At 67.6% G+C, this 19091-nt stretch carries 19 protein-coding genes; 11 read left to right on the forward strand and 8 right to left on the reverse strand.

What is annotated here, in order from left to right; genetic code table 11:
* Positions 1–45 precede the first annotated feature (45 nt).
* The 5 genes from NMI01S_RS03250 to NMI01S_RS03270 all read right to left on the reverse strand — a co-directional run bounded on the left by NMI01S_RS03250 (position 46) and on the right by NMI01S_RS03270 (position 4914).
* Positions 46–1197: an acetyl-CoA C-acetyltransferase gene (locus NMI01S_RS03250; RefSeq protein ID WP_062994761.1), complete on the reverse strand. Its 1152-nt coding sequence runs from the start codon at positions 1195–1197 to the stop codon at positions 46–48.
* Between the two features lie 45 nt (positions 1198–1242).
* Positions 1243–1905 (reverse strand): TetR/AcrR family transcriptional regulator, encoded by a 663-nt coding sequence (locus NMI01S_RS03255; RefSeq protein WP_036497604.1) that lies wholly within the window; start codon positions 1903–1905, stop codon positions 1243–1245.
* 45 nt (positions 1906–1950) lie between these two features.
* Complete coding sequence (locus NMI01S_RS03260; protein WP_062994487.1) at positions 1951–2694, reverse strand: hypothetical protein; 744 nt, start codon at positions 2692–2694, stop codon at positions 1951–1953.
* A 168-nt stretch (positions 2695–2862) separates the two neighbouring features.
* On the reverse strand, positions 2863–3657 hold the full coding sequence (locus NMI01S_RS03265; RefSeq protein WP_039775873.1) for an SDR family oxidoreductase: 795 nt from the start codon (positions 3655–3657) through the stop codon (positions 2863–2865).
* A gap of 75 nt (positions 3658–3732) precedes the next feature.
* Positions 3733–4914: an acyl-CoA dehydrogenase family protein gene (locus NMI01S_RS03270; protein WP_245716702.1), complete on the reverse strand. Its 1182-nt coding sequence runs from the start codon at positions 4912–4914 to the stop codon at positions 3733–3735.
* Positions 4915–5156: 242 nt separating this feature from the next.
* Between NMI01S_RS03270 and NMI01S_RS03275 the strand changes: the two genes are divergently transcribed.
* From NMI01S_RS03275 to NMI01S_RS03325, 11 genes are all read left to right on the forward strand, one after another.
* Positions 5157–6704, forward strand: a complete 1548-nt coding sequence (locus NMI01S_RS03275; protein WP_062994488.1) for a FadD3 family acyl-CoA ligase — start codon at positions 5157–5159, stop codon at positions 6702–6704.
* The gene (locus tag NMI01S_RS03280) at positions 6701–7603 is read left to right on the forward strand and encodes an enoyl-CoA hydratase (protein WP_281186618.1); all 903 of its coding nucleotides are present in this window, start codon (positions 6701–6703) and stop codon (positions 7601–7603) included. Before NMI01S_RS03275 ends, NMI01S_RS03280 begins: the two co-directional genes overlap by 4 nt.
* Positions 7604–8761 (forward strand): acyl-CoA dehydrogenase family protein, encoded by a 1158-nt coding sequence (locus NMI01S_RS03285; RefSeq protein WP_062994489.1) that lies wholly within the window; start codon positions 7604–7606, stop codon positions 8759–8761.
* 55 nt (positions 8762–8816) lie between these two features.
* On the forward strand, positions 8817–9821 hold the full coding sequence (locus NMI01S_RS03290; RefSeq protein ID WP_062994490.1) for an acyl-CoA dehydrogenase family protein: 1005 nt from the start codon (positions 8817–8819) through the stop codon (positions 9819–9821).
* Between the two features lie 31 nt (positions 9822–9852).
* Complete coding sequence (locus NMI01S_RS03295; protein WP_062994491.1) at positions 9853–10956, forward strand: acyl-CoA dehydrogenase family protein; 1104 nt, start codon at positions 9853–9855, stop codon at positions 10954–10956.
* A gap of 447 nt (positions 10957–11403) precedes the next feature.
* On the forward strand, positions 11404–11904 hold the full coding sequence (locus NMI01S_RS03300) for a MarR family winged helix-turn-helix transcriptional regulator (RefSeq protein ID WP_245716682.1): 501 nt from the start codon (positions 11404–11406) through the stop codon (positions 11902–11904).
* Between the two features lie 8 nt (positions 11905–11912).
* Positions 11913–13166 (forward strand): MFS transporter, encoded by a 1254-nt coding sequence (locus NMI01S_RS03305; protein ID WP_062994492.1) that lies wholly within the window; start codon positions 11913–11915, stop codon positions 13164–13166.
* Between the two features lie 683 nt (positions 13167–13849).
* Complete coding sequence (locus NMI01S_RS03310) at positions 13850–14185, forward strand: hypothetical protein (RefSeq protein ID WP_062994765.1); 336 nt, start codon at positions 13850–13852, stop codon at positions 14183–14185.
* Positions 14163–14684, forward strand: a complete 522-nt coding sequence (locus NMI01S_RS03315) for a DUF6879 family protein (protein WP_062994493.1) — start codon at positions 14163–14165, stop codon at positions 14682–14684. The genes NMI01S_RS03310 and NMI01S_RS03315 overlap by 23 nt, the downstream gene beginning before the upstream one ends.
* Positions 14681–15550: a helix-turn-helix domain-containing protein gene (locus NMI01S_RS03320; protein WP_062994494.1), complete on the forward strand. Its 870-nt coding sequence runs from the start codon at positions 14681–14683 to the stop codon at positions 15548–15550. Before NMI01S_RS03315 ends, NMI01S_RS03320 begins: the two co-directional genes overlap by 4 nt.
* Before the next feature lies 1 nt (position 15551).
* Complete coding sequence (locus NMI01S_RS03325; protein ID WP_062994495.1) at positions 15552–16301, forward strand: DUF427 domain-containing protein; 750 nt, start codon at positions 15552–15554, stop codon at positions 16299–16301.
* Positions 16302–16359: 58 nt separating this feature from the next.
* Here the strand turns inward: NMI01S_RS03325 and NMI01S_RS03330 are convergent, their stop codons facing one another.
* The 3 genes from NMI01S_RS03330 to hsaC form a co-directional block, all read right to left on the reverse strand.
* Positions 16360–17268: an AraC family transcriptional regulator gene (locus tag NMI01S_RS03330; RefSeq protein WP_062994496.1), complete on the reverse strand. Its 909-nt coding sequence runs from the start codon at positions 17266–17268 to the stop codon at positions 16360–16362.
* 283 nt (positions 17269–17551) lie between these two features.
* Positions 17552–18142: a 3-hydroxy-9,10-secoandrosta-1,3,5(10)-triene-9,17-dione monooxygenase reductase subunit gene (gene hsaB, locus NMI01S_RS03335; protein ID WP_062994497.1), complete on the reverse strand. Its 591-nt coding sequence runs from the start codon at positions 18140–18142 to the stop codon at positions 17552–17554.
* A 23-nt stretch (positions 18143–18165) separates the two neighbouring features.
* The gene (hsaC, locus tag NMI01S_RS03340; protein ID WP_062994498.1) at positions 18166–19065 is read right to left on the reverse strand and encodes an iron-dependent extradiol dioxygenase HsaC; all 900 of its coding nucleotides are present in this window, start codon (positions 19063–19065) and stop codon (positions 18166–18168) included.
* Between the last annotated feature and the right edge of the window lie 26 nt (positions 19066–19091).

The following is a 19091-nucleotide window of genomic DNA, read 5'->3' on the forward strand; positions in this document are numbered from 1 at the left end:
CTCTGCCGTTTCACCGGACCGGTTTCGCCGGAAAGGCGAAGCGCCTCAGGAGATTCGCTCGATGATGGTGACGTTGGCCGTGCCGCCGCCCTCGCAGATGGTGAGCAGGCCGTAGCGGCCGTTCACGCGCTCGAGCTCGTTGAGCAGGGTGGCGAACAGCTTCGCGCCGGTGGCGCCGAGCGGATGTCCCAGCGCGATCGCGCCGCCGTGCACGTTCACCTTGTCGGGGTTCGCGCCGGTCTCCTTCAGCCAGGCCAGCACCACCGAGGCGAAGGCCTCGTTGATCTCGACGACGTCGATATCGTCGATGGTCAGCCCGGTCTGCTCCAACGCCCACTTGGTCGCCGGGATCGGCGCGGTGAGCATGTAGATCGGGTCGGCGCCGCGGGCGCTGACGTGATGGATGCGGGCGCGCGGCTTCAGGCCGTATTCGGCGACGGCCCAGTCGGAGGCCAGCAGGGTGGCGCTGGCGCCGTCGGAGATCTGGCTGGCGACCGCGGCGGTCAGGCGGCTGCCCTCGCTGAGCGGCTTGAGTCCCGCCATCTTCTCCAGGCTGGTCTCGCGCGGGCCCTCGTCGATCCAGAAATCGCCGACCGGCACGATCTCGCGATCGAAGGAGCCCTCGGCGATGGCCTTGCGGGCGCGTTCATGGCTGCGCAGTGCCCAGCGCTCCATATCTTCCCGGCTGATGTCCCACTTCTCGGCGATCAGCTGCGCACCGTTGAACTGCGAGACCTCACCGGTGCCGTAGCGGTGGTCCCAGCCCTTGGCGCCGACGAACGGCGAGTCGAAACCGTATTCCTTACCGGCCAGCATGGCGGCCGAGATCGGAATGGCGCTCATGTTCTGCACGCCGCCGGCGACGATCACCTCGGCGGTGCCGCTCATGATGGCCTGGGCGCCGAAATTGATCGCCTGCTGACTGGACCCACACTGGCGGTCCACCGTGACGCCGGGGACCTCTTCCGGATATCCGGCCGCCAGCCACGCCGTACGGGCGATATTGCCGGCCTGCGGGCCGATGGCGTCGACACAGCCGAAGATCACATCGTCGACATTGCCGGGGTCGATGGCGTTGCGGCCCAGCAATCCCCGCAGTGCCGCCGCGCCGAGATCGGCGGGATGCACACCGGCCAGCGCACCGCCGCGCTTACCGATCGGCGTCCGTACGGCATCGATGACGTAGGCCTCGCGCACCGGTGCGTACCGGCGGCGATCGGACGGTGTGGACATGTAACGCTCCTATTCGGATGTGCCGGATTCGGCGCCGGACTGCGATGCTCCGGAATGGACTGCGCCGGAACGGTTCTCGGGGTTTGTCAGCCCATCGAGCACGATGGTCAGATACTGCTTGGCGAGGGTGTCCGCGGTGATGCGGCCGCCGGGCTGATACCAGCGCACCGCCACCCAGACGGTGTCGCGCAGGAAGCGGAAGGCGAGTTCGACGTCGAGTTCGGGACGGAAGCTGCCGTCGCGCACGCCCTCGGTGAGCACATTGCGCCACAGCTCCCGGAATTCCCGGTTGTATTCCGCGATGTAATCGAAACGCGGTGTGTCACTGAGCCTTTTGGCCTCGGCCTGATAGATCGCGACCGCCGAATGCCAGCGGTCGAACGATTCACAGGACGCGATGACCAGCGCCTCGAGGGTGGCTCGCGGCGAGAGGTTGGAGGCGACGATCTCGCGGTAGCGGCCGAACAGATCGTCGAGGAAGCCGCGCAGGATCTCGTCCACCATCGCCTCTTTCGAGTCGAAGTGGTGATAGAGACTGCCGGATAGAATCCCCGCCGCATCGGCGATATCGCGGACCGTGGTCGCACGCAGGCCGCGCTCGGCGAACAGGCCGGCGGCCAGGCCGAGCAACTCGTTGCGGCGTGCGGATTTGGAGGCCTCGGATGCGGTCACTCGGCCATAATACAACCAAGCATTTGCTTGGTCCATGGTGGTGGCTCACCGAATGGAATAACGCAGCGGCGAGGACATCGACAGATCGGCGAGCAACCGATCGCAGATCTCCGACGAAGGGATTCCGGCCCGTTTCATCCGTGCCACCAGCGCGAGCCGCCGCTCACAGCTGTCCCATTCCACGAGCAGCGGCCCCCGGCCGGGCCCCGCGTCCACGGTCGCCATCGCCCGCGGCGGACCACCGGGTTCCGCGACCTCGCTGAGTTTGAGCACGATGCCGCGCCGCCACGCCAGATAGGTGTCGCGATCGGCGGCGCCTTCCAGTTTGCCGGTGGCCGCGGCCAGCCCCCGATCGATGCCGTCGGCGAAGGCGAGGCGATCGAATCGGAACCGGCGGCAGCGCCGCACCACCTCCAGCAGATCGGCGCGCACCTCGCACAGCAGTGCGGTCTGCTGCCGGCGGCGTTCGCCGCCGGGATCGGACTCCCCCGGGCCGCAGCCGGCGCCGATGCGCCGCACCCGGCGCCGGTCACGGGCCATATCCGCGCGCAGCGCGGCACGCGGATCGCGCGCCACCTCGGCCTCGTCGACCTCGTCGACCTCGTGCTCGCGCAGGATCTGCGCGGCACGCGTCGCGGTCGCGCGGGCACCGGCATGATCGAGTAATTCGGCGCCGAAGGTGAGAGCGGCGAGCACGATGCCGTCCTGCCGCCGCCGCGCGAGCACCACCTCGCGGATCAACTCGAGTTCCAGTACGTCGTTGTCTTCCTGTCGACCGTCCAGACCCATGGGTCGTGGTCCCTTCGAACTGTCGGAACCGGACGTTCTCAGGATCGCACAGCTAGGGGAGGTCGGCGCTACCCAATTCTCGCACCGAACGCACCCGAGGTCTGCCTGGGGAGGCCAGCGAACCCGCCGGAGCGAAGCGGAGGCAGAAGACTCAGCGGAGGCCGAAACTCAAGCGCGCTGGCTGCTTACCGAGACGACTTCGCCCGTCATGTAGGAGGTGTAGTCGCTGGCGAGCATCGCGATGGTGGCCGCGACCTCCCACGGTTCGGCGGCCCGACCGAACGCCTCGCCCGCGGCCAGGCGGTCGAGCAGTTCGGTGGAGCTCACCTTGTCCAGGAACGGGTGGCGGGCGATGCTCGGGGCGACCGCGTTGATCCGCACGCCCAGTTCCGCGGCCTCCACGGCGCTGCAGCGGGTCAATGCCATGACACCGGCCTTGGCGGCGGCGTAGTGGGCTTGGCCGTGCTGCGCCCGCCAGCCGAGCACGCTGGCGTTGTTGACGATCACGCCGCCGTGCCCGGCCGTGCGGAAGTAGTTCAGCGCGGCACGGGTGCAGCGGAAGGTGCCGTTCAGGGTGATGTCGAGGACGCGGTCCCACTGCTCGTCGGTCATGTCGACGACCGGCGTCTCACCGCCCAGGCCGGCGTTGTTGACCATGATGTCGATGCGGCCCAGCCGCTGCGCCGCGGCCCGGATCAGCTCGTCGACCTGTTCGGTACTGGTCACATCGCAGACGACCGAGGCGACCTTGCGCTGCGGGAATTCCGCGGCGAGCTCCTCCTCGGTCTGCTTCAGTCGGCGTTCGTGCCAGTCGGAGACCACCACGTCGGCGCCCTCGTCGAGCATGCGGCGCGCGGTGGCCGATCCGATACCCGTACCGGCGGCGGCGGTGATCACGGCGACCCGGCCGGCGAGCAGCCCGTGACCGGAGACCGGCTGGGGCGGAACCGAGAGATCAGGCACTGTAGGTCCTTCCTTACGGCCGAATATCGGCTTCGGCCAATGGTTTCCGGCCTGCTGTTCGGCCGGGCGGAGTGGTCAGCGGGCTTCCCGGGGCAGGCCGAGCACGCGTTCGGAGATGATGTTGCGCTGCACCTCGTTCGAGCCGCCGTAGATCGTGTCGGCGCGGGTGAACAGATAGAGGCGCTGCCATTGGTTCAGGTCGTCCGCCGGATGCGGATCGAGGGCCGAGCCGGTGCCGCCGACCGGAGGCCGGGCGATCAGACCTTCGGCGCCCAGCACGTCCATCGCCAGGTCGCCGAGGCCGCGATGCCAGTTGGCCCACAACAGCTTCGAGACCGAGGCCTGGCCCGCGGCGGTGCGGGCGTCGACGTTCTGATGCGCCGATTCCAGGGTCCGCAGGGCGTGTGCGCGCAGGACGCGCAATCCCACCCATGCCTGGTCGATGCGCTCGGCCAGGGCCGGATCCTCCAGCGCGCCATTGGCTTTCGCCACCGCTTCGAGATTCGACAGTTCGCGCGCGAAGCGGATCTGCTGGCCGACGGTCGAGATGCCGCGCTCGAAGGTCAGGGTGCCCATGGCGACCCGCCAGCCCTCACCGGGCTCGCCCACCACCAGGTCGGCGGCGGTGCGGGCGTTGTCGAAGAACACCTCGTTGAATTCGGCGGTTCCGGTGAGCTGGATGATCGGCCGCACCTCGATACCGGGCTGCTTCATCGGCACCAGCAGATAGGACAGGCCGTGGTGGCGCGTGGAGCCGGGTTCGGTGCGGGCGATGACGAAGCACCAGTCCGACAGATGCGCCAGCGAGGTCCAGATCTTCTGGCCGTTGATCGACCATTCGTCACCGTCGAGCCGGGCGCTGGTCGACACGTTCGCCAGGTCCGAACCGGCCCCGGGCTCGGAATATCCCTGACACCATAGTTCGGTGACCGAGCGGATGCCGGGCAGGAAGCGCTGTTTCTGCTCCTCGGTGCCGAAGGCGAGCAGGGTCGGCCCGAGCAGCTCCTCCCCCAGGTGCGAGACGCGCGCCGGGGCATTCGCGCTCGCGTACTCCTCGTGGAAGATCACCTGCTGGCGCAGTGTCGCCGCTCGGCCGCCGTACTCGACCGGCCAGCCCAGGCAGGTCAGTCCCGCCGCGGCGAGGTGGCGGTCCCATTCCAGCCGCTCGTCGAAGGCTTCGTGCTCGCTTCCGGGCCCGCCGAGCCCGCGCAGCTCGCGGAACTGTCCGTTCAGGTTCTCGGCCAGCCATTCCCGCACTTCGGTGCGGAATTCCTGGTCGGCCGCGTTTTCCGTACCGGGGGCCGCCGTACCGGAGGCATCCGCACCGGCGGCGGAATCGGGGGTCGGGATCGCACTCACTCCGGTAGAGTAACCTACCAAGCACTTGCTTTGTAGGGCGGTGAGCTCTGCAGCGCGAATCGACCGACGGGCCGAGCCGTCATGACGCCGGAAAACCGGCTGCTCGGGCCGTCGACCAGCGTGTAGAAGACGAGGACGACGTGACACCCCCTGTGCAGACCACCCCTCTCGCCCTGCACGAAGCCGCGCGCATCCACGGCGATGCCCCGGCGGTGAGCGACGGCGAGGTGCACCTGAGCTGGGCGCAACTACTCGATGCCGTACGGGAGACGGCCGGGGCGCTGATCGCGCGCGGAATCCAGCGCGGCGATCGGATCGCGATCTGGGCGCCCAACACTTGGCACTGGGTGGTGGCCGCGCTGGCCACGCACTACACCGGCGCCGCGCTGGTCCCGCTCAACACCCGCTACGTCGCCGACGAGGCCGCCGACGTCATCGCCCGGGTCGACGCGAAGGCGCTGTTCATCGCCGATCCGTTCCTGGGCCGGCAGCGCCTCGCGGAATTGCGCGCCGCCGCACCGGATTTGGCGGTCGGCACGGTCATCGTCGTGCCGGCCGAGGGTGAATCGGCCTACGACGACGCCATCGCCTGGTCGCAACTGCCCGAACTAGCGGCGCAGACGCCGACGGAGAAGGTGATCGCCCGCGCGGAATCGGTCGAGCCCGACGACATCGCCGACATCCTGTTCACCTCCGGCACCACCGGCCGCAGCAAGGGCACGCTCGTCACCCAGCGCCAAGCGCTCGATGTGGTGCGTGCCTGGGTCGAGCGGTCGACGCTGAACAGCTCCGATCGCTATCTGGTGATTCCGCCGTTCTTCCACAACTTCGGATACAAGGCGGCCATCCTCGCCTGCCTGGTCACCGGCGCGACCATCGTCCCGCAGGCCACCTTCGACGTGCCGCAGACGATGCGGATGGTGCAGGAGCAGGCCATCACCGTATTGACCGGCCCGCCGACGATCTACCAGACCATCCTCGAACACCCCGCCCGCGCCGAATTCGATCTGAGCAGCCTGCGGGTGGCCGTCACCGGTGCGGCGACCGTACCGGTGGTGCTGGTCGAAAGAATGCGCAGCGAACTGGAATTCGAGGTGGTCGTCACCGCCTACGGCCTCTCGGAATCCTCCGGCTTCGGCACCATGTGCCTGCCCGACGACGATCCCGAGACCATCGCCAGCACCTCGGGTTCGGCCATGGCCGGATTCGAGGTGCGCATCGGCGAGCACGGTGAGGTGTTGCTGCGCGGTCCGAATGTGATGGTCGGCTACCTCGACGATCCCGAGGCCACCGCCAAGACCATCGATGCCGAGGGCTGGTTGCACACCGGCGACGTCGGAATCCTGGACGAGCGCGGCTATCTGAAGATCACCGACCGGCTCAAGGACATGTACATCTCCGGCGGCTTCAACGTCTACCCGGCCGAGATCGAACAGACTCTGGCCCGGCTCGACGGTGTCGCCGAATCCGCCGTGATCGGGGTGCCGGACGAGCGGATGGGCGAGGTCGGCAAGGCCTACATCGTGCGCCGGGCGGGCGCCGACCTGTCCGAAGACGACGTCATCGCCTACGCGAAGAAGACTTTGGCCAATTTCAAGGTGCCGCGATTCGTGGAGTTCCGGGACCGGCTGCCCTACAGCGCCGCCGGCAAGGTGCTCAAGCGGCAACTACGTGAGGAGATCTCGTGACCACAGACGCAACCCCCGCGCCGATTCCGGACGAGGGCGAGGTCGTCACCTACGAGCGCCGTGGTCCGGTCGCGCTGGTCACGATGAACCGGCCGGACTACCGCAACGCCCAGAATTCGGTGATGACCTACGCGCTCGACGCCGCCTTCACGCGGGCGGTCGACGACGCCGAGGTCAAGGTGATCATCCTGGCGGGCAGCGGAAAACACTTCAGCGCCGGGCACGACATCGGCACGCCCGGACGCGACCATCACATCGAATACGACAACAAGGCCGCGCTGTGGTGGGACCACGTCGACCGGCCCGGCGGCGATCAGCGCTTCGCCCGGGAGCTCGAGGTCTACCTCGGCATGTGCCGGCGCTGGCGCGAGATTCCCAAGCCCACCATCGCGATGGTGCAGGGCGCCTGCATCGCCGGCGCGATGATGCTGGCCTGGGTGTGCGACATGATCGTCGCCGCCGACGACGCGTTCTTCTCCGATCCGGTTGTGCGGATGGGGATTCCGGGCGTCGAGTACTTCGCGCACCCGTGGGTGCTGGGCCCGCGGCGGGCCAAGGAGGTGCTGTTCACCGGTGATCGGTTCAGCGCCGAGCAGGCCTACGAATGGGGCATGGTGAACCGGGTCGTGCCGCGTGCCGACCTGGAATCGCACACCCTCGAACTGGCCGAGAAGATCGCCACCATGCCGCAATTCGGTCTGGCGCTGACCAAGAAGGCCGTCAACCAGTGCGAGGACCTGATGGGCATGCGCGCCGGCATGGACTCGGTCTTCGGCCTGCACCACTTCGCCCACGCCCACAACGCCGAGGTCGGCACCGACTCGCTGGCCGGTATGACCGCCAAGTCGATGAAGGCCACGGCGACCACCGCAACGACCGCAGAACGGAGCGGCAAGTAGATGGATCTCGAACTCGATTCGGCCGCAGCGCAATTCCAGCTCGAAGTGCGGGAGTTCCTGCGCGCGAACGTCCCCGCCGAACCGCTGCCGTCGATGGACACCCGGGAGGGTTTCGAGGCGCATCGTGCCTGGGAGCACACCCTCGCCGAGGCGCGGCTGTCGGTGGTGTCGTGGCAGCGCGAATACGGCGGGCGCGACGCCTCGCTGCTCGAGTGGGTGCTGTTCGAGGAGGAGTACTACGCCGCGGGCGCGCCCGGGCGGGTGAGCCAGAACGGCATCTTCCTGCTGGCCCCCACCCTGTTCGAACACGGCACACCGGAACAGCTCGAGCGCATCCTGCCGAGAATGGCTCGCGCCGACGACATCTGGGCGCAGGCGTGGTCGGAGCCGGAGGCGGGTAGCGACCTCGCGGGCATTCGCTCCAGCGCGAAGCGGGTCGAGGGCGGGTGGGTGCTCAACGGGCAGAAGACCTGGAGTTCGCGCGCATCGTTCGCGGACTGGGCCTTCGGCCTGTTCCGCAGCGAAACAGAGGAGGAGCGGCGCAGTAAGGGTTTGGCCGCTTCGCGGCATTCTGGCCTGACCTATGTGATGTTCCCGCTGTCCGCGGACGGCGTCACCGTGCGGCCCATTCCGCAGCTCGACGGCGAACCCGGTTTCGCGGAGATCTTCCTGGACAACGTGTTCGTTCCCGATCGCGACGTGATCGGCGAACCGGGCGCGGGCTGGCGGGTGGCGATGAGCACCTCCAGCAACGAGCGCGGCCTCTCGCTGCGCAGCCCCGGCCGCTTCAACGCCACGGCCGCGCGCTTGATCGACCTGTGGCGCGAGACCGCCGATCCGGCCGACACCGCGGCCCGCGACCGCGTGGTCGACGCGTGGATCGGCGCGGAGGCCTACCGGCTCAACACGCTCGGCACCGTGACCCGGTTGTCGGAGGGCGGCAAGCTCGGCGCGGAATCATCGATCAACAAGGTCTTCTGGTCCGAACTCGATATCGCGATGCACGAGACCGCCCTGGATCTGCTCGGCGCCTCGGCAGAGCAGAGCAGCGCCTGGACCGACGGCTACCTGTTCTCGCTGGCGGGCCCGATCTACGCCGGCACCAACGAGATTCAGCGCAATATCGTCGCCGAACGCCTGCTCGGGCTACCGCGTTGAGATCCGCCATGTGCCACCCCGCCTCCCCGCGCCGCACCCCCGAATGGACCCATCGATGAGATTTGCACTGTCCCCCGAACAACGAGACTTCGCCGACAGCCTGCGCAAGATGTGCGATGCCGCGGGTACGCCCGCCGTCATCCGCAACTGGAACGGCGGCGGCGCCCGCGGCGGCCGGGCACTGATCCGGCAGCTGGCGGGCGCGGGCGCCCTGGGCCTGGCCGTGGCCGAGGAATACGACGGGATGGGCGCCGAAACCATCGACCTGGTGGTGGCGTGCCGGGAATTCGGCCGGGCCGCGGTGCCGGGGCCGGTGATCGAGACCGCCGCGGTGATTCCGGCGCTGTTGCAGGCACTCGACGATCCCGGCCCGGCGCGGCGATGGCTGCCCGGCTTCGCCGAGGGCGAGGCGCTCGGCACCATCGCGCTCTCGCCGCGGTCACCGGCCCTCGACGCCGATTCCGCCGACGTCGTGCTGGTCGTGGACGGCGACAAGCTGTGCACGGCTCGCCGCGGCGACCGGATCGAATCGGTGGACGCGGCGCGGCGGCTCTACTCGGTGAGCCCGGACGAGGTTGTGGCGCAAGGTGATTCGGTTCTCGCGGCGGCAGAGACGGCGTTCGACGCCGGTGCGCTGGCGGCCGCGGCGCAACTGCTGGGCGCGGGTAACGCGATGCTGGCCACCAGCGTCGCCTACGTGATCCAGCGGCATCAGTTCGGGCAGCCGATCGGGCGCTACCAGGCCATCAAACACCATCTGGCCGATGCGAAGATCGGCCTCGACATGGCCGAACCGCTGCTGTACCGCGCCGCACTGAGCTTCGATACCGCCGACCGCGCCCGCGACGTCTCGGCGGCCAAGTTCGCCTGCGCGGAGGCCGCGTACCGGACGGCGCGAATCGCCCTGCAGGTGCACGGCGCCATCGGTTACACGGCCGAATGCGATCTGTCGCTGTGGCTGACCAAGGTGACCGCGCTCCGATCCGCCTGGGGCACTGCCGATTTCCATCGCGCCCGGATCGCCGCGGCGCTGCGTACGCCGGTGGCGGCCGGCGCGTGAACCACCGAGACGACGAGACGGGAGTACGGCGATGACCGATACCGCGGAACTGCAGGAATTGGCCGCGACCGTCCGCGCCGTCCTCACCCGCCACGGCGACCGGGCCGCGCTGCGGCAGGCGATCGACAGCGAACTCGGCTACGACGAGCGGCTGTGGCACCTGCTGTGCGAGCAGGTGGGCGTGGCCGCGCTGGCGATTCCGGAGGAGTACGGCGGCGTCGGCGCCGACATCGATACGGCGCTGGTGGTGATCGAGGAACTCGGGCGCACACTGCACAACCCGCCGATGCTCGGGTCGGCGGTCCTCGGCGTCCAGGCGCTGCTCGCGACGGACGATGCCGACGCGGCGCAACGATTGCTGCCCGATGTCGCCGAGGGCACCCGGACGCTCGCGGTTTGCTGGGCGGACGAAAAGGGCTGGGCGGCAGGCACTATCGGAAGTTCGGGCGCGGCGGCTCGCGGTCCGGCGGGATACGCCGTGCGGGCCGACGGCGACACACTGACCGGGACCGCGCACTATGTCCTCGACGGTGCCAACGCCGACACCCTGCTGGTGGTGACGGCCGACGGGCTCTACGAAATCGACGCCACCGCTGCGGGAGTCACCCGCACCGTCGTCCGGACCATGGATCCGACGCGGCGCCTGAGCACCATCGCCTTCGACGGCGCGGCGGCCACCCGGCTCGGCGGGGATGCGGACGCGATCACGGCCCGCCTGCGCGCGGTCGCCTGGACCGCCCTGGCCGCCGAACAGGTCGGCGCGGCCGATCAGTGCCTCGACACGACCGTGGAGTACAGCAAGTCGCGCGTGCAGTTCGGCCGGGCGATCGGCAGTTTCCAGGCCCTCAAGCACCGCATGGCCGATATGTACGTGCTGGTCGAGTCGGCCCGCTCGGCCGCGTACGCCGCGATCGCGGATCTCGATCGACCGGTGTCCGCCGAGACCACCCTCGACCTCGAGTCGGCGCGTATCCACTGCTCGCACGCGTTCCGGTCGGTGGTGTCGGAGACCGTGCAGATGCACGGCGGTATCGCCATCACCTGGGAGCACGACGCGCATCTGTTCTTCAAACGGGCGCACGGCGATGCCGAACTGTTCGGGATGCCGGGACGTCCGCTGGCCCGGCCCGCCTGATCCGCCCGACAATCCACGCGGCCTGATCGGCCACGCAACCCACGTGGCGGCGCTCGCGTACTCCGACCCCGCGTCCCGACGGTCGCGGGGTCGAGCCGTGTTCGCGACCCGGCCGTCCAACTCTGCCGTTCGCCCTTGCCGGTAACGCCGACGGCGACCCGGCTACCGGTGCGGCTTGCGACTGCGGCGACGGGTGTGGCACCACTGCCGGTGCGGCTGCGATCCCGGTACGGCTGCGAATCCCGATGCGGCTGCGACTACCGGTGCCGCTGCCACTCCGGCTATCACTGGGGCCTGTGGCGCGACTGCGACTCCGCCTATCGCTGTGGCCTGTGGCTGTGGTTGTACTGCGTTGCTGACCTGCCGGAACTAGCTGTGCGCGATGTCACGCTCAAATAGATAGTTAGGCTATGTACTTACATAGTTAGCTTATGTAAGATAATTCTCGTGCAGTCGAACGAGTCGCCCACCCTCCCCGATCCGGCCCGGAGCTCGGTCTCCGCCCCGGATCCGGCCGAGGTGCTCATGGTCGACATCGCCGTCACCGCCGCGCGACTCACTCGACTGGCCGGCACGCTGGGAACCCGAGCGCTCCCGCGTGCGATGGTGCGGGCGCTGTCCACGCTCGAAGAGCACGGTCCGCTGCGAATCAGCGAATTCGCGGAGATCGACGGTTGCTCCCAGCCCTCGGCAACGGCGCTGATCGGCCGGCTGACAGCCGCCGGACTCGCGGCACGCACCAAAGACCCCGACGACTCCAGAGCCGTGGTCGTCGAGCTGACGCCGGCGGGACGCGAACAGCTGTCCGTGTCCCGTCGCGCGTTCGGCACCGCCCTCGCGGCCCGGTTGCCCGACTTCGGCATCGACCGGCTGAGCCACCTCGAAAGTGAGCTGACCGATCTCCTCGAAGCCCTGAAATCGGCTGCACCACATACAGTCTCGACATAGGAGCGTTGATGAGCATCACTCTCTCATCACCGACCGCGACCGAGGCGACGACCACTCCGAAGACCACGCAGCCCAAATCGGTATGGGCAGTAGCTTTCGCCTCGGTCATCGCCTTCATGGGTATCGGCCTGGTGGATCCGATCCTGAAGCCGATCGGCGAACAACTGCACGCGTCACCGTCTCAGGTCACGCTGCTGTTCACCAGTTACATGCTGGTCACCGGTGTCGCGATGCTGATCACCGGCGTGGTGTCGAGCCGTTTCGGCGCCAAGAAGACGCTGCTGGCCGGCCTCGCCATCATCGTCGTCTTCGCCGCACTGGCCGGATCGTCGGGCACGGTCGGGCAGATCGTCGGCTTCCGCGCCGGATGGGGTCTGGGTAACGCGCTGTTCATCGCGACCGCATTGGCCACCATCGTGGGCGCGGCCAGCGGTGGGGTCGCCCGCGCCATCATCCTGTACGAGGCGGCGCTGGGCATCGGCATCGCCGCCGGTCCGCTGGTCGGCGGATTCCTGGGCGGATTCAGCTGGCGCGCACCGTTCTTCGGTGTCGCCGTCCTGATGGCGGTGGCGTTCGTCGCGATCGTCGTGCTGCTGCCGGAGATGCCGAAACCGGCCCACCACACCTCGATCACGGCCCCCTTCAAAGCCTTACGGCACCGCGGACTGCTGCTGGTCAGCATCACCGCGCTGCTCTACAACTACGGCTTCTTCACCCTGCTGGCCTACACCCCGTTCCCGCTGAACATGGGCACCTATTCGATCGGCTTCATCTTCTTCGGCTGGGGTCTGCTGCTGGCGCTGGCGTCGGTGGTGTTCGCGCCGCGACTGCAGCGCATGTTCGGCACCGTGCCGATGATCGCGACCGCGCTGGCGTTGTTCGCCGCCGATCTGGCCGCCATGGCGATCTGGGCCGACCACAAGCCGGTGCTGATCGTGGGCACCGTACTGGCGGGCCTGTTCCTCGGCGTGAACAACACCCTGATCACCGAGGCCGTGATGATCTCGGCTCCAGTGGAACGGTCCACCGCCTCGGCCGCCTACAGCTTCGTCCGGTTCGTCGGTGGCGCCGCCGCCCCGTATCTGGCCGGCAAGCTCGGCGAACATCAGATGGCACTGCCGTTCTGGGTCGGCGCCGCGTGCACCGCGGTCGGCGTCCTGGTGCTGCTCGGCGGCCGGTCGGCCCTGTCCCACGTGGACGACCACGACCCGGCCGAACACAGCCCGGCCGAAGCCGAAGCCATCACCGTCGGCGACGACTGACCGAACCCGTCGTCGCGGGCGATCCACCCCCTCGCCCCGACGACACCCTCCGCTGCGGTACCCCTTCTCTGACCGCAACGGCGGTGAGCCGGAATCCCCTCGCGAAACCCGCAGGGGGTTCCGGCCTTTCCCTATCCCCGTCCCGGTAGGGCCGGACCGCCCAGACGACCACCCCCACCGGCAACCCGACGACGACAATCCACGCGAAGGTGAGCACGCGGCTATGCCTCCCACCGACGCAGCGACCGGAGAACTCGTCCGCATGTCTCCGCATCGGCCGACTCGATCGAGCGGAGAGGCGGGGGTACATCCGCTGCCGACGAAACACGCTGCGGCAGAGGCGGACTGCCGAACTCCAGGTAAACCCCGCCCGAGTCGCCATCCCCATAATCGGCCATCTCGAGCACACCACCGGGAAACACGTAAAGCCTTGTACGCCTGAGCCTTGCGTCCACGTCGTCTCCGTCCCCTCTGCGCAGTGGTATGGCACCCGGCACCGGGGAAGTCATTTCGGCCCGGTGCCGGGGCCCAGTCAGAACGGTAGGAAAGGACACAACAGTCGGTCTACCAACTTGGCATTACTTGGCAAAAGCGTCTTACCTGCGGCGAAAGCCGTTGATATGCGAGAACATACTGCGAGTAAGAGCCAAGAAGCGCCACACCTCTGGACGGGAGATAGGACGTTGAACCTGAAGTTCCTGGGCAAAGGCGGGTCCGATTCAGGCGGCTGCCCCAGCCTCTACGCAACCGATCGAGGCACCTACATCGTGCAGGGATGGGAGACGACAACTGTTGGAACCGTTGAGATCCCGCATCTACTGCCGGCATTTGCGGAGCCGGATACGTTCATCGGCTCAACGATGACCGACACCGGCCGCGGTACGTTCGCGGTATCCGGCCGGCCGATCACCGAACCGGACGTGTTCAGCATGCTCACGTTGGCAGAGAATGAGACGGCGATCGAGGTTCCGAAACAAGTACGGAGGTACTACGGCGATGCTGCTGCGTCCCAATACTGAGCCGGACCTGTGGCCGAACCTGTTTCGTGAACTCACGCGGAGCGCCTTCCATCTCGAAGTTCGGGACGAATACCACGTACCCGACGAAGAATCCCGGGTACGGGCATTCCTGGCCGGCGAGCCGGCACCGTACAGCCACACGCCCTGGCAAGACCTCATGCGAGAAACAACCGCCCGAGGCGTGACAGTGTCCCGGGTACGCGTGGTTACCGAACCGCATTCGGACTACCAGCGTTGGTTGCTGTCGGTTACCGGGTCCAACATCGATGCCGGCGAAGACATCCGATACGTACCCCGCCACATCGCTGGACGAGTACCGCCGGACGACTGGTGGTTGATGGATGCACAACGCGTGGTCTACAACCTGACTGATTCGGCCGGAGCGCCCGCCGGCGGCCTTGCGGTCACCACCGACCCCGAAATCGTCGAATACTGCCTTCGAGTACGCGAACGTCTGTGGAAGCTGGCAATCCCATATGCGGAGTACGCCGAGCAGTGACAAACGCAATCCATGAACAGCGGCGAGCCCTCGGAGCGATCCTCCGAGGGCTTCGTCGCGACGCCGGCATGTCCGGCCGCCAGCTGGCTGCCCTGGCCGGCTGGCACGAATCGGTGGTGTCGAAGATCGAGACCGGCGACAGAAGCCCGACAGAAGCACATTTACACGCCTACTGCGCCCACACCGGTAACGAGGACCAGCTGCCGGACCTCATAGCCACGCTGCGAAACGTCCAAGCCGCATATCTCGAATGGAGGAAGGTTCTCGGCACCGGTACGAAACGTCGCCAGCAGGAAGCGGTGAAGCTCGCCGAGGAGTCGAAATTGATGCGGATCTTTCAGCCGACCATCATCCCCGGCATCCTGCAAACCGCCGAATATGCGACGGCCGTCTTGCGCCGATACATCGACTTCTACCGGGTGCCTGACGACCTGGACGAGGGTGTGTCGAAACGGCTCGAGCGCCAGCAAATGTTGTACCGCGGCGATCACCGGTTTCACATCCTGGTGGCCGAGCAAGCCCTACACACCACTGTCGGCACAGACGCCGTCGTGCTCGGACAACTCGACCGGCTTCTAGCCGTCATCGGGCTCCCCCGTGTCCTTCTCGGCATCGTTCCGGCACAAGCTGAATTCCCGATGCAAACGACCAACTTCGTCATCTTCGACGAACGACTGACACTCGTGGAAGCTGTCACAGCCGAGTTGACGATTACTCAGCCGCGAGAGATCGCTGTCTACGGTCGATTGTTCGCTGAACTCGCCGAACAATCCGTGACAGGGGACAAAGCCCGGGAGATCATCCGCCGCGCGATCGAGTCTCGGGCGGCCGAAACACCGCGTCACCTTCCGCGCGTACCGTGGTGAAATGACCGAGACCAATCGGGGGCGGGTACGGACCGAGGCGGGGCATCGGCGGATCCGGGCCTATGTGGGCGGGCACGTCGTCGCGGACACTATTCGTCCGCTGCTCGTCTGGGAGAGCCCGTACTACCCCACGTACTACGTGCCGGTGGAGGATGTTCGCGCGGAGCTGGTCGCGACCGGATCGACCAAGCACTCCACGAGTCGCGGCGAGGGCGACATCTACGACGTGGTGATCGGTGATACCACCAGACCCGCTGCGGCGCTTCGCTATCCGGAATCGCCGATCCCGGAGTTGCGTGAGCACATCCGCTTGGACTGGGAGCAGATGGATCGGTGGTTCGAGGAGGACGAGCCGATCTACGTCCATCCGCGCAATCCCTATACGCGCGTCGACATCCTCGCCAGTTCCCGCACGGTGCGAGTGGAGATCGGCGGAGAGGTTGTGGCGGAATCGAATTCGCCGCACATTCTCTACGAGACCGGGCTCGTTCCCCGCTACTATCTGCCGCTGACCGACGTGCGGATGGATCTGCTCACGCCCTCGGCCACCACGACGAGCTGCCCCTACAAGGGCACCGCCGAGTACTACAACGTCCGGGTCGGCGACACCGACTATCCCGATCTGGTCTGGTACTACCGCACTCCCCTGCCGGAGAGTCAGAAGGTCGCCGGGCTGGTCTGCTTCTACAACGAGAAGGTCGAGCTGTATGTCGACGGGGTCCGGCAGGAACACTCGACTCCGTTCAGCTGAATCACGGCGCTACCTCCGGTCCGGCGGCACAGGGCCTCTCCGGACGCATTCGGCCCCCTCACACCGCGAGGACGGGCGGCAACTCCTCCGCGCGGCGATAACGCCCAGGGGCCAGGGTGTATTCGCGCTTGAACGCCTTGGCGAACGCGAATTCGGAACCGTAGCCGACCCGGTGCGCGATCGCCGCGATCGGCAGGTCGGTCTCGCGCAGCAGGCGTGCGGCGGTGAGCATGCGCCAGCGGGTCAGATACGCCAGCGGCGCTTCGCCGACGGTCGCGGCGAACCGGCGGGCCAGGGTGGCGCGGGATACTCCCGCCACCGCGCTCAGCTCGGGCACGGTCCAGGCCCGCGCGGGTTCGGCGTGGATGGCGCGCAGCGCGGCCGACACCGCCGGATCGGCGAAAGCTCCTGCCCAGCCGGAGGTTTCGACTCGCTCGTACCAGGAGCGCAGGACGAACAGCAGCAGCGTATCCAGCAGCGCGGGCACCGCGGCATCGGTGCCCGGCCGCGGTTCGGTGAGCTCGCCGACGAGCAGATCCACCGCGGCACGCAGCGCCGGGTAGCGGTCCGGATCGGCGGGCAGGTGCAGAAAGTCGGGCAGTTGATCCAGCAGCGGATGACGGCGACTCCGGCTGACCTCGTATGCCCCGCACAGCAAGGTGGTCCGCGATCCCGGCCCGGGGATCTCACGCGGCTCACCCGGGGTCGCCACCTCGGTGATCGCGCTGTGCGGACTGTCCGCTATCACATGCGCGGCCCCGCGCGGCATGAACAGCACATCGCCCGGCCCCATCTGCACCGGCTTCGAATCCGGTGCCAGCAACCAGCATTCACCCTGCAGCACGATATGGAATCCGGCGCCCGGCACCAGCGGATACCGCCTCCCCCACGGTGCATGCCGCACGAACAGTCCCGAGGCGGGCACTCCGGTCCGCACCGCCGCCACCGTCTCACTCAAGATATCCACACGCTGCCTCACTCGGCCTATCTCACACCGCGACGATCACCAGCATGCGGACCGCTCCGATCACGGTCAACGCACCCACCGGACACCGCAGCGCCCAGCACGTGACGATTCCGAACGCGTCCGCACCGACCACGCCAGGTCACCAGTGCAGATCCGTCACCGGGCTACGCCGACGTGCCGGCCCACTACGACCCGCCCGACGCATTCCGGATCCCGGCCGGTCACGCAAAACAACGGAGGGCGGCCACCGGGAAAGGTGCCCGCCCTCGTCGATTGCCCGGAGCTACAACCAGGTGTCCAGGGTGGTGGTGGTGAGGAAGTGTTCGAGATCGGCCCGCCAGGGGGCCGGGGTGGTCTTCTCGGGTTCGATGGCGGTGTACTGGCCGCGGTAGAAGAGAAGCGGCCTGCCGGAGTCCGTGGACTCCGACAGGGCCTGTACCCGGCCGATCACGATGTAGTGATCGCCGCCGTCGACGACGCTGTCCACCGTGCACTGGATCGTGGCCAGCGCGTCGTCCAGGACCGGAAGTCCCAGCTCCGAAGTGCCCCAGCCGATTCCGGCGAACTTGTCGGGTTCGCGGGAACCGAAGCGGGCACACACCTGTTGTTGTTCCTCGGCCAGGACGTTCACGCAGAACCGTCCCGACTGCTCGATCGCGGCCCAGGACCGCGATCCCTTGGTGGGGCAGAACAGCACGAGCGGCGGGTCGAGGGAGAGGGCGGCGAAGGACTGACAGGCGAAACCGATCGGCGCCCGGTCGGCGTCCTCGGCCTCGGTGAAGGTGGTGATCACCGTGATACCGGTACAGAACTGTCCCAGCACATTCCGGAACTGCCGGCCGTCGATCTCGGGGTATTCGCCCGTGGCGGTCATGGTTGTCGCCCTCTCCGCGCTCGCTACTTGAATCCCACCGTGAAGTCGTGACCCCACAGGCTCACCGCGGTGGATTCCCGCGCGATCCAGGAGTGATCGTCGACTTCCAAACCCTCACAGCCGAATTCGATGTCGAATCCGCCGGGGGTCTTCATGTAGAACGACAACATCTTGTCGTTGATGTGCCGGCCGAGGGTGGCCGACATCTTGACCTTCTTGCGCAGCGCGCGATCCAGGCAGAGTCCGACGTCGTCGGAATTCTCCACCTCGACCATGAGGTGCACGATGCCGGTCGGATTCGGCAGCGGCAGGAACGCCAGCGCGTGGTGGCGGGGATTGCAGCCGTAGAAACGCAGCCACGCCGGGTCGCCGTCGGCGGGCCGGCCGACGACCTGCGGTGGCAGGCGCATCGAATCGCGCAGCCGGAATCCCAGGACATCCTGGTAGAACGCCTGCGCTTCGGCATCGTCGGAGCAGGTCAGCACGACGTGTCCCAGCCCCTGTTCGGCGGTGACGAACTTGTGGCCGTAGGGGCTGACGAAGCGCCGGGCCAGGTACTGGGCGCCGTAGAACGCCTCGAGCGTATTGCCGGAGGGATCCTGGAAGCGGATCATGCCCTCGACGCGCCGCTCCGCGAGCTCGTCCTTGGTGCCCTCGTCGAAGGCGACGTCGGCTTTGGTCAGCGTCTCCCGAAGTCGTTGCAGCCCAGGGGCATCGGTGACCTCCCAGCCCGAGACCTGCAGGCGGTCCTTCTCGCCCGGCACGATCACCAGGCGGGCGGGAAAATCGTCCATCCGCAGATAGAGGGCATCCGGGTTGGGCCCGTCGGCCTCCATCATGCCGAGCACCTTGAGCCCGTACTCACGCCAGGCGGCCACGTCGGTCGCCTCGATGCGCATATAACCGAGCGCACGAATACTCATCGTGCCTCCTTCGCTTCGCGGGACAC

The organism is Nocardia mikamii NBRC 108933 (assembly GCF_001613505.1).
Classification (GTDB): Bacteria; Actinomycetota; Actinomycetes; order Mycobacteriales; family Mycobacteriaceae; genus Nocardia; species Nocardia mikamii.